Genomic DNA, 9,433 nt, shown 5'->3' on the forward strand with positions numbered 1-9,433 from the left:
GCGCTCCGCGCGAAACACCCTGCCCGTCGTCGGGCATGCCCGCTGCGCTCGCTGGCGCTCGCTCCGCGTGCCTGCCCGTGAGGTGGCTGGGGTTCTTACCGTCGCGGTTGGGGTTGGGTGTGGGCTTGTTGTGGGGGCGTGGGCTAGCGCAGTGGTGGCGGGATGGGGACGTGGTGCATTTTGGACCAGGTGCGGGCCATGGCGATGCGGTCGGGGCCGGACGGGTGGGTCATCCAGAGCAGGTACTCGGCCCAGTTCGGGTCCGGGTCGTCGATGTTGCGGACGGACAGCTCGTGCTGCATCGCGACGAACGTGGACGGGTCGCGGGTGAGGCCGAGGGCGTGCGCGTCGGCGCGGGCCTCGATGCGGCGGCTCACGAGGTTCTGCACCGGGGCGGCGACCTGCGTCCCGGCGGCGACCAGCGCGAGGACCAGCGCGATGGAGCGGGGGTCGGCGGGGCCGGTGCTCCGGGCGCCGCGGGCGGCGGGGACGTCCGGGTCGACGCCGGCGCGGCGCAGCAGCCGCGGCGACGTCGTCAGCAGGTAGAGCAGGCACAGGCCGCCCGCGACGCCGAGCCCGCCCACGAGGGTGCCCCACAGTACGTCGTTGCGCTTGGCGTGGCCCAGCTCGTGCCCGACGATCGACTCGATCTGCGGGCGCGGCGACTTCAGCAGCGTGTCGTACAGGACGATGCGGCGCGTCGAGCCGAACCCGGACACGTAGGCGTTCAGCGAGGTCGTCCGGCGCGACGCGTCGGCGACGAGGACGTCCTTGACCGGCACCCCGTCGCGTTTCGCCATGGCGAGCAGGTCGGTGCGCAGCCGGCCGGCGGGCAGCGAGTGGAACTTGTTGAAGACCGGCTCGACAGCGACCGGGTAGATGAACGACACCGCGACGACGAGCACGAACCCGCCCCCGGCGGCGCCCGTCCACCAGTAGCGCGGGAAGCGGCGGACGACCGCGTACAGCAGGAGCAGCGCGATCGTGTAGATGACCCAGGTGACGCCGAGGGACTTGAGCTGGTCGACGGCCCACGAGGGCCAGCTCTGGGTGGACAGCCCGTAGCGGCGCAGGACCGATTCGCTCCAGATGTCGAACGGGAGGCCGGCGACGCGCAGCAGCGTGGTGAGGGCGACGGCCGCGGCGGCGACGCGCAGGGGGCGGCGGCGGACGCGCGCGGTCGTCCAGCCGATGAACCGGGAGCCGAGCGGCGTGAAGCCGAGGACCAGGACCACGGCGAGGCCGACGACGAGCCCGGAGTAGGCGGGCGGGTTGATGGCGCCGTCGAAGGCCTTCGCGCGGGCGATCTCGCGCGGGGTGAAGTCGAGGGAGGGGTCGGCCCGCACGTGCCCGCCGGGGACGTGGCCGGGCAGCGGGTTCCACGGGGTGGTGAGGCCGAGGACGGCGGCGACGCCGGCGAACAGCAGGACGGCCGCGACGGCGGCGGCGCGGCGCGGCCCCCGCGTCCCGCCGGCGGCCGCGCGGCCGTCCGGGCCGGCGTCCGGGCGGCGGGGGTGTTCGGCGACCGACGGCTCGCCGCCGTCTCCCTCGCTCATGTGAGCTCCTTCTTCAGGTAGTCGCGCCACAGCGCGACGAAGCGGTCCCGGGTGAGGCCGAGCACGGAGCGCAGCGCGGCGGCCTCGGAGGCCCGCCCGGCGGCCCGGTACAGCCGGACGAGCGTCGCCTCACCGTACCGGCCGGCGACCATCCGGCAGGCGAGCCAGGACTCCTGGTACGCCTGGGAGAGGTGGTCGGAGGAGCCGGCGAAGTCGGCGGCGGCGGGCAGCGCGGACGGGACCCGGCCCGACCGCAGCTCGCGGCGCAGCTCGCTGGCGGCCGACCGGACGCTCACCTTCGCGTGCTTGTAGCCGACGTAGTCGGCGAACCCTTCGATGAGCCAAAGGGGGGTGGTGTGGTCGGTGGCGCCGCCGGTCGCGACGTGGGTCAGCTCGTGGGTGAGCACGACGGTGCGGCCGAGCTCGTTGAGCCGGCCGAAGGTGCCGGGGGAGACGATGACGCGGTCCTCGCCGCGGCCGCCGCCCGCGGACGGCGCGACGGTGGCGAGCGCGGCGATCTGGCCGAGGCTCTCGTCCGGGCCGGCGAGGGAGGCGGCGAGCCGCTCGTCGGCGGGGACCAGCGCGACGGCCCGCTGCGCCCAGCCCTTCCCGACGACGCCGGTGACGACCGGGACGGCCGCGTCGAGGCGCTCGGCGATGCCCTTCAGCCCGCCGCCGTCGCCGACGACGAGGCCGGCGCGGCCCCGGACGACGCTCAGCGGTCCGGCGTCCCAGATCTCGGCGTCGTCGTGGTAGCCGAGGGCCGAGCCGTCGCCGACGACCGTCCAGGCGCCGGAGCGGGGCGCGAACGTGAGGTGGCGGGCGCGGGCGACGTCGCCGCGGTCGAAGCCGCGCAGCCGGTACCGGGTCTCCACGCGGACGACGGCGGCGCCGCCCTCCGCGTTCGCCGACTCGGTGCCCGCGAACCGCTCCGTCCAGCCGTCCAGGGGCAGCCTGCGGAGGTTGTCGTAGAGCCGGGCCTGGGCGTCCTGGAACGCGGCGGGCGCCGAGGAGACCGTGGCGAGGAAGGCGGTGCGGTCGCCGGCCGCGACGGCGCGGGACCGGTTCGCCAGGACGGCGCGCGCCGTGTCCGGATCGAACGGAGCGGAGGGCCGGGCGGTGCGGGCCGCGGCCCGGGACCCGCTGGACCGTGCGCCGAGGACCCCGGCGCCGCCGGCGGCCAGCAGCGCGGCGCCGCCGGCGCCCAACGCGAGGGCCCGGCGCCGCGTCACGGCGCCGGGCCGCGCCCACAGGTCCCGCGGAAGGACGGGACCGCCCCGCCGGGTTCCGGGGGCGTCGTGCCCCTCGTCCTCGGCGGGGCCGTCCTGCGGTGGGCCGTCCTCCATGCGCGCGATCCTATTGAGCCTTCCGTGGAAGCGGTGCCACCGGCGCCGTGTCGCCGTCCGGGGTCACTAGGCGTAGTCGGGGTAGCCGTAGCCGACCACGGTGTCCGTCGAACGCTCCTTGACCTGCACGGAGTTCCCGGTGTTGCCCTCGACGGTCTGGATCGTCCCGTCGCCGTTGTCCTTGATGACCATCCCCACGTGCTGGATGTCGTCGGCGGACTTGCCGCCGCTCCAGGAGAAGAAGACGATCGCGCCGGGCTTGGGCGCGTCGCCCCAGCGGCCGTTGTCCTGGAACCACTGGGCGTGCGCGACGGTCCAGGCGTCGCTGCCGATCTGGTCGGTGAAGCCGAGCTTGTCGCCGATCCAGGAGATGAACATGTCGCACCACTCGGCGTCGCTGTACTCCTGCACGGACCCGCCGTCGCGGGCGACGGTCTCCTTGGCGCGCTCAGTGCCCTCGTACCAGTCGCCGAACTTGGTGTCGCCGTTGCCGTCGGGGCTCGTGCCGACCTGGGAGCGGGCGAGCTCGATGGCGGCCTCGGCGGTCGGGCGGGACTTCTTGGAACGTTCCTTGGGGCCGGCGGCCTCCGGCGCGCTCGCCGTGCTGCGACGGGGCGCCGCCTTGGCGGGCGCCTCGGCCTGGGGCGTCCGGCGCGGGGACACGTGCTTCTGCGGCGCGGGCGCGACGGCCAGGTCGGCCGCGGCGGCCGGCTTGGCGGGCTCCGGCCCGCCGAACGGCAGGACCGACGCCTGCGCGGTGGCCACGGCGGTGCCGAGGACGGCGGCGCCGATGATCACGCCGCCGGTGGTGCGCCAGGCGACGGCGCGCCCGCTCTTGCGGTGCCGGCCGCCCGCCGCCGCGTGGGCGGTCTCGCCGCCGGCGTCCGGTGCCTCGGGCAGGACCTGGGCGGTGATCACCCTGGGCGCCGGGGCGGCCCCGGCCGCGCGGCCCGCCTTCTTCGCGGGGGCCGCGTGGTGCGCGGGGGTCCTTCTGACGGGGGTGATGGGAGTCGTGTCGCTGGTGGGGCTTGCCTTGCGGTGCTTGCCTGCCACGGGGGGATCTCCTTGGCTTCCATGCCGCCTACCGGGTTAGCTGACGGGTTCGGGCGTGGAAGCCGCCCTACGGCCTGCGGGCAGGCCGATTCACCCCGAGGGGACATGGGTGGGTCCCCGGCTCCGTCACCGGCCACGCGGGCACGGGACGGACTCGGCGGTGGCGCGCCCGGGGGCGGGCACGCCGGTTCGGATGGGGGTCCTCTCGGGAGGGGGCGCTGTCGTCGCGCCCGCGGAGAGGCAGAGAAAGAGGGGGCGGGCGCGGCCGTGCGCTCAGCGGACGGCCGCGCCCGGAGAGATTGGTGCCGTTCGGCTAGGAGGCCCGTCCGGGCCCGTCATCCGGCCGCGGCGGGGCGTTCTGCTGAGGGTAGGTGGACAGTGTTCACTCCTTCTTCCAGACGCCTACCGGGTTAGCTGTCGGGTTCGGGCGTGGAAGTGGCCCTACGGCGGCTCTCACCGGTCGTGCCGGAAGAGGCGCACCGATTCACCCCGGGTACCGGAATGTCCGTCCGGAACTGCTCCGGACTCCGGTGAAGGTGGGTCCCCGGTTCCGCGCCGCACGGCGCGGATTCGGCGCTGCCGCTGCGATCCTGTGGGCGTCATGGGGCCCGTGCGCGGGACCCTTTGTCCCGCGTGCGAAAGAGCGGCGCTGATGTTGTGATGGCGGCGGCCCCTTGTCCGGGGGACCGCCCGGGCCGGAGCCCTGTGTGGTCCAGCGTGGCGCGCTCTCAGCGCCATGCACGCTGTCGGCGTGCGCACGGTGGGCCGGGCCGGCCGGGTCTCGGAGAGACCGGTGCGGCACGCTCTCCCGGTGCCGCGGGGCGACGCGTGGATCGTGCCGCCCTGGGGGACGGCGCGTGGGGCGCGCCGCCCGGTCCGCGGCCGCCGTGACGGTGTGCCGCGTGGGGCCGCGGCGTCTGGAGGGCGCCGCGTGACCAGTGCGTCTGGAGGGCGCCTGGGTGGTGACAAGGTACCAAAGCCCCAACAGAAGGCAAACCCCCCCAAAATCAACAACGGACCAGGTCAGCCCTGGTCCGTTGCCATCGGGGGGAGCGAACGGCCCCGCGCGGGGGGCCGTTCACATGATCGTCAGGGGCGTCCCGCGCCGTAGAAGTTCGACGTGTAGTAGCCCGACAGAGAGCTGATCTTCACCACGTCGCCGGTGTGCGGGGCGTGGATGAACTTCCCGCCGCCGACGTACATGCCGACGTGCGAGAGCCCGCTGAAGAACACCAGGTCACCGGGCTGCAGGTCGCTCTGGGAGACGTGCTTGACGGCCGCCCACTGGGAGTTGGTGGTGCGGGTGATGTTGACGCCCGCGGCCTCCCAGGCGCGCATCGTCAGGCCCGAGCAGTCGTAGGAGCCCGGACCGGTCGCGCCGTAGGAGTACGGCTTGCCGAGCTGGGCGTAGGCGAAGTTGAGCGCCGTCCGGGCCGAGCCGCTGGCCGGGCCGTTGTAGGTGCCGCCCGTCCCGCCGCCGCTCGAACCGCCGCTGGAGGCGCCGCCGCCGGTCTGCTGGACCAGCTTCTTGGCCTCCCGGACCTTCTTGTCGAGGTCCTTCTTGGCCTTGGCGAGCTCGTCGTGCTTGGTCTTGACGTCGTTGTAGGCGCTCTGCGCCTGGGCCTGCTCGCGGCGCAGCCGCTGCGCGGTCGCCAGGAACTGGGTGAGCTGGGAGCTGCGCTGCTCGGAAAGCTGGGTGAAGACCGCCGCCTGGTCGAGGACGGACTGCGGGTCGCCGCTGCCGACGAAGCCGGTGACGTCCGTGGAGTCGCCGTTCTTGTAGGCGTCCGCGGCCATCTGGGCGATCGCCGAGCGCTGCTTGTCGAAGGAGGCCTGCTCCTCCGCCGACGCCTTCTTGGCGGCGGCCAGCTTCTTCTGGGCGATCTTCAGCTTCTCGGTGTTCTGGTTGTACTGCTCGACCTTCTTGTCCATCTCCTCGTTGAGCTGGTCGAGCTTCTTCTGCGCCTGCGCGTGCGTGGGCTTCGGCTTGGCGTGCGCCACCACGGGCGGGAACGCGAAGGACGCGGTCGCCGCCAAGCACGCGGTGACCGCCAGGCGGCGGGTGACCCCTATCCCCGTCGAGCCGGCTCTCCGGTCGCGCGAGCGCGCTGGTTCCCCGATGAGATCGTTGGTCACGGTCCGATTCGCCCCTCTCGTCCACTACGTCAGCGGACGACATTAGCGAGGGGCCACAACCGTCACAACTAATTCGTCACTATCTGATTGACTTCAACCCTATTTGCGTACATTCCGTGTCGGCAAGATCACGGAGCGCACGATCAAGGCGGCAAAATGGTGAGATTCTCCCAAAATGTCGGAGTCTTTGCGGGTCACGACCGGCCCAGCCGCCGCAGCAGCAGCGTGGACGGGCAGGGCCGCGCGTTCGCGCGCCGTGCCGCGTCCGCCACCTCCCGGTCGGAGGAGACCACCACCACCGCCCGGCCGTCCGGCTCCGCCCGCACCAGCTCGCCGATCAGCTCGTCGGCCGTCTGCCCCGGCCGGCTGAACAGCACCCGCACCCCGCGCGGCGCGGAGATCGCCACCGGCGCGTCCAGCTCCGCGCCGTCGAACACGCACGTCACCTCGGCGCGCGTCTGCGCAGCGAGCCCGCCGAGCCCCGACAGCAGCCGCGTCCGCTGGTCCGACAGCGGCAGCTCCCCGTAGCCCGTCTTCGTCACGTTGTAGCCGTCCACCACCAGATGCACCTGCGGCAGCGTCAGCAGCCGGTCCAGCAGCTGCGGGTCGCTGTCCGACAGCGCGCGCCCCGGCAGCGTCCGGTGCGCCAGCCGGTCCGGCTCCAGCGCGCCCACCGCGTCCGCCGGCCGCGCGATCGTCGACGGCAGCGCCAGCTCCCGCCGCACCCCCTGCGCCGCGTCCACCAGCGCGTCCAGCAGGAGCCGCAGCCGCATGTCGTCGATGTTGCGGCCCTCCCGCGCCGCCCGCTTGGCCGCCTCCGCCGCGGCCTCCGCCTGCGCCGCCCGCGACCGCAGCTTGCGCAGCTCCTTGTCGGCCGCCGCGGACATCTCGCGCGCGGCCGCCAGCTCCCGGTCCGTCTCCGCCGCGAGCGTCTCCGCCCGCTCCTGCGCCGCCCGGTACCGCGTCCGCGCGTCGTGCAGCTTGCGCCGCAGCTCGGCGACCTCCGCCTTGGTGTCGCGCAGCTCCGCGCGCAGCTTGTCGACCTCCGACGCGCGCGCCGACCGGGCCGCGGCCAGCTCCTCCTTCAGCGCCGCGACGCGCCGCTCGGCGGCCTCCTCCTCCGACGCCGTCGCCGACCGCTCCAGCTCCGCGCGCGCCGCCTCGACCAGCTCCGTCCAGCCGTCCGGGCGCAGCAGGTAGGCCACCACCGCGACCCGCACCGGGTCCGCCGCCGGCGGCACGCGGCCGCCCTCGACCGCCTCGACCAGGTCCGGCTGCGCCTCCCGCAGCGGCTCCGCCACCCGGCCCCGGAAGTCCGGATCCTTCTCCAGCACCGCGGCGATGTGCTGCCCGGCCAGCTTGGCCCGCTTGCGCCGCTCGAACCGCGCGAACCGGCGCAGCGGCACCGGCACCTCGTCCGGCGGCAGCGCGCCGATCAGCTCCGCGGCGGCCTCCACCACGCTCAGCCGGACGGCCTCCGGCAGCGGCCCTGCCAGTCGCCGTCCGGGCTCCGGGCCGCCGGGGCTCGCTTCGGGGCCGCTGTCGATGATCCCGCTCCTTCCGGGCTGCGCCGCCGGTGGGCTGTCTCTTCCCGAGCACCACGCAGCCTAACCAGCACGAACGTGGCATCGGACGGAACGCGCCAAGCTCCCCCTGGACGTCCCCCGCGGCCCCCGCCCGGCGGGACGCGCCGGCGCGCCCCCAACCCTAGCGGCCCGGCCTTCTGTCGGTGGCGTCCTCTACGGTCGCGGGCATGACGGCTGCGCACGAGGTCCAGGGGCAGGTCCGGGCGGTCCAGGGCACCCTGGACGACCTCGGCACCCCCCTGGCGGAGGTCACCTTCGTGGTGGTCGACCTGGAGACCACGGGCGGCTCGGCGGCCGACTCGGCCATCACCGAGATCGGCGCGGTCAAGGTGCGCGGCGGCGTGGAGCTCGGCGAGCTCGGCACCCTCGTCGACCCCGGCGGCCCGATCCCGCCGTTCATCACCGCGCTGACCGGCATCACCACGGCGATGGTCACCGCCGCCCCCCGGATGGACGCGGTGCTCCCCGCGTTCCTGGAGTTCGCCCGCGGCTGCGTGCTCGTCGCGCACAACGCCCCGTTCGACATCGGCTTCCTCAAGGCCGCCTGCGCCGCCCAGGGGTACGCCTGGCCCGCGTTCCCCGTCGTCGACACCGTCGACCTCGCCCGCCGCGTCCTCGGCAAGGACGAGGTGCCCAACTGCAAGCTCGGCACCCTCGCCCGGTTCTTCCGCACCCGCACCGAGCCGACGCACCGCGCCCTCGCCGACGCCCGCGCCACCGTCGAGGTCCTGCACGGCCTCATCGAGCGGCTCGGCTCCTTCGGCGTCACCTCCCTGGAGGAGCTGCGCGGCTTCGCCAAGGCGCCCACCCCCGAGCAGCGCCGCAAGCGCCACCTCGCCGACGACGTGCCGAGCGCGCCCGGCGTCTACCTGTTCGAGGACGCCGCCGGAGAGATCCTCTACGTCGGCAAGAGCGGCGACCTGCGCTCCCGCGTGCGCAGCTACTTCACCGGCTCGGAGACCCGCTGGCGCGTCCGCGAGATGGTCGGCCTCGCCGAGCGCGTCCGCACCATCGTCTGCGCCACCGGCCTGGAGGCCGAGGTCCGCGAGCTGCGGCTCATCGCCGAGCACAAGCCCCGCTACAACCGCCGCTCCAAGTTCCCCGAGCGCGCCATCTGGCTGAAGCTGACCGCCGAGCCGTTCCCGCGGCTGTCGATCGTCCGGGAGTGCCGCGACGACGGCGCCCGGTACCTCGGCCCCATCTCGTCCCGGCGGCAGGCCGAGGAGGCCCGCGCCGCGCTGCACGAGGCCGTCCCGCTGCGCCAGTGCACCCAGCGGCTCACCGTCCGGCTCATCGAGCGCGGCCGCGCCCGCACCTGCGCGCTCGCCGACCTCGGCCGCTGCGGCGCGCCCTGCGACGGCCGCGAGTCGCCCGACGCCTACGCCGTGCACGCCGAGACCGCCCGCGCGATCATGGAGGGCGACGTGCGGCCCGTCGTGGCCGCCGCGCAGGTCCGCATCGACCGGCTCGCGTCCGAGCTGCGGTACGAGGAGGCCGCCGCGCAGCGCGATCGGCTCGCCGCGTTCGTCCGCGCCGCCGCCCGCGGCCAGCGCCTCACCGCGCTCGCCCGGCTCCCCGAACTCGTCGCCGCCCGGCCGGGCTTCGACGGCGGCTGGGAGCTGTCCGTCGTCCGGTACGGGCGGCTCGCCGCGGCGGGGACCGTCCCGCCGCGCGGCCACCCCCGCCCCGGCCTCGACGCCCGCAACGCCACCGCCGACACCCTCATCCCGCCGGCCCGCGGCCCCCCCCGAGGCGT

Annotated in this window: 6 protein-coding genes and 2 riboswitches; of the genes, 1 reads left to right on the forward strand and 5 read right to left on the reverse strand. The window is 74.9% G+C overall.

The features are described from left to right. Positions 1-143: 143 nt before the first annotated feature. From ABT299_RS51470 to ABT299_RS51490, 5 genes are all read right to left on the reverse strand, one after another. On the reverse strand, positions 144-1,556 hold the full coding sequence (locus ABT299_RS51470; protein ID WP_500255339.1) for a M48 family metallopeptidase: 1,413 nt from the start codon (positions 1,554-1,556) through the stop codon (positions 144-146). Then, positions 1,553-2,902, reverse strand: a complete 1,350-nt coding sequence (locus tag ABT299_RS51475; protein WP_500255340.1) for a hypothetical protein — start codon at positions 2,900-2,902, stop codon at positions 1,553-1,555. The genes ABT299_RS51470 and ABT299_RS51475 overlap by 4 nt, the downstream gene beginning before the upstream one ends. Positions 2,903-2,968: 66 nt before the next feature. After that, entirely contained in the window at positions 2,969-3,955 is a 987-nt protein-coding gene (locus tag ABT299_RS51480; RefSeq protein WP_500255341.1) for a CHAP domain-containing protein, read from the reverse strand. Positions 3,956-3,972: 17 nt separating this feature from the next. Continuing rightward, positions 3,973-4,115, reverse strand: a riboswitch (cyclic di-AMP (ydaO/yuaA leader). Between the two features lie 224 nt (positions 4,116-4,339). Beyond that, a riboswitch (cyclic di-AMP (ydaO/yuaA leader) is annotated at positions 4,340-4,541 on the reverse strand. 503 nt (positions 4,542-5,044) lie between these two features. Continuing rightward, entirely contained in the window at positions 5,045-6,091 is a 1,047-nt protein-coding gene (locus tag ABT299_RS51485) for a C40 family peptidase (protein ID WP_347257098.1), read from the reverse strand. A 194-nt stretch (positions 6,092-6,285) separates the two neighbouring features. Next, positions 6,286-7,548, reverse strand: coding sequence for an NYN domain-containing protein (locus ABT299_RS51490; RefSeq protein WP_347257099.1), 1,263 nt, complete (start codon positions 7,546-7,548; stop codon positions 6,286-6,288). Positions 7,549-7,844: 296 nt separating this feature from the next. Between ABT299_RS51490 and ABT299_RS51495 the strand changes: the two genes are divergently transcribed. Continuing rightward, positions 7,845-9,433 (forward strand): DEDD exonuclease domain-containing protein (locus tag ABT299_RS51495; RefSeq protein WP_500255342.1); only part of this gene is annotated, 1,589 nt, incomplete at its 3' end.

This window comes from Spirillospora sp. NPDC000708 (assembly GCF_040299565.1).
Taxonomy (GTDB): Bacteria; Actinomycetota; Actinomycetes; order Streptosporangiales; family Streptosporangiaceae; genus Spirillospora.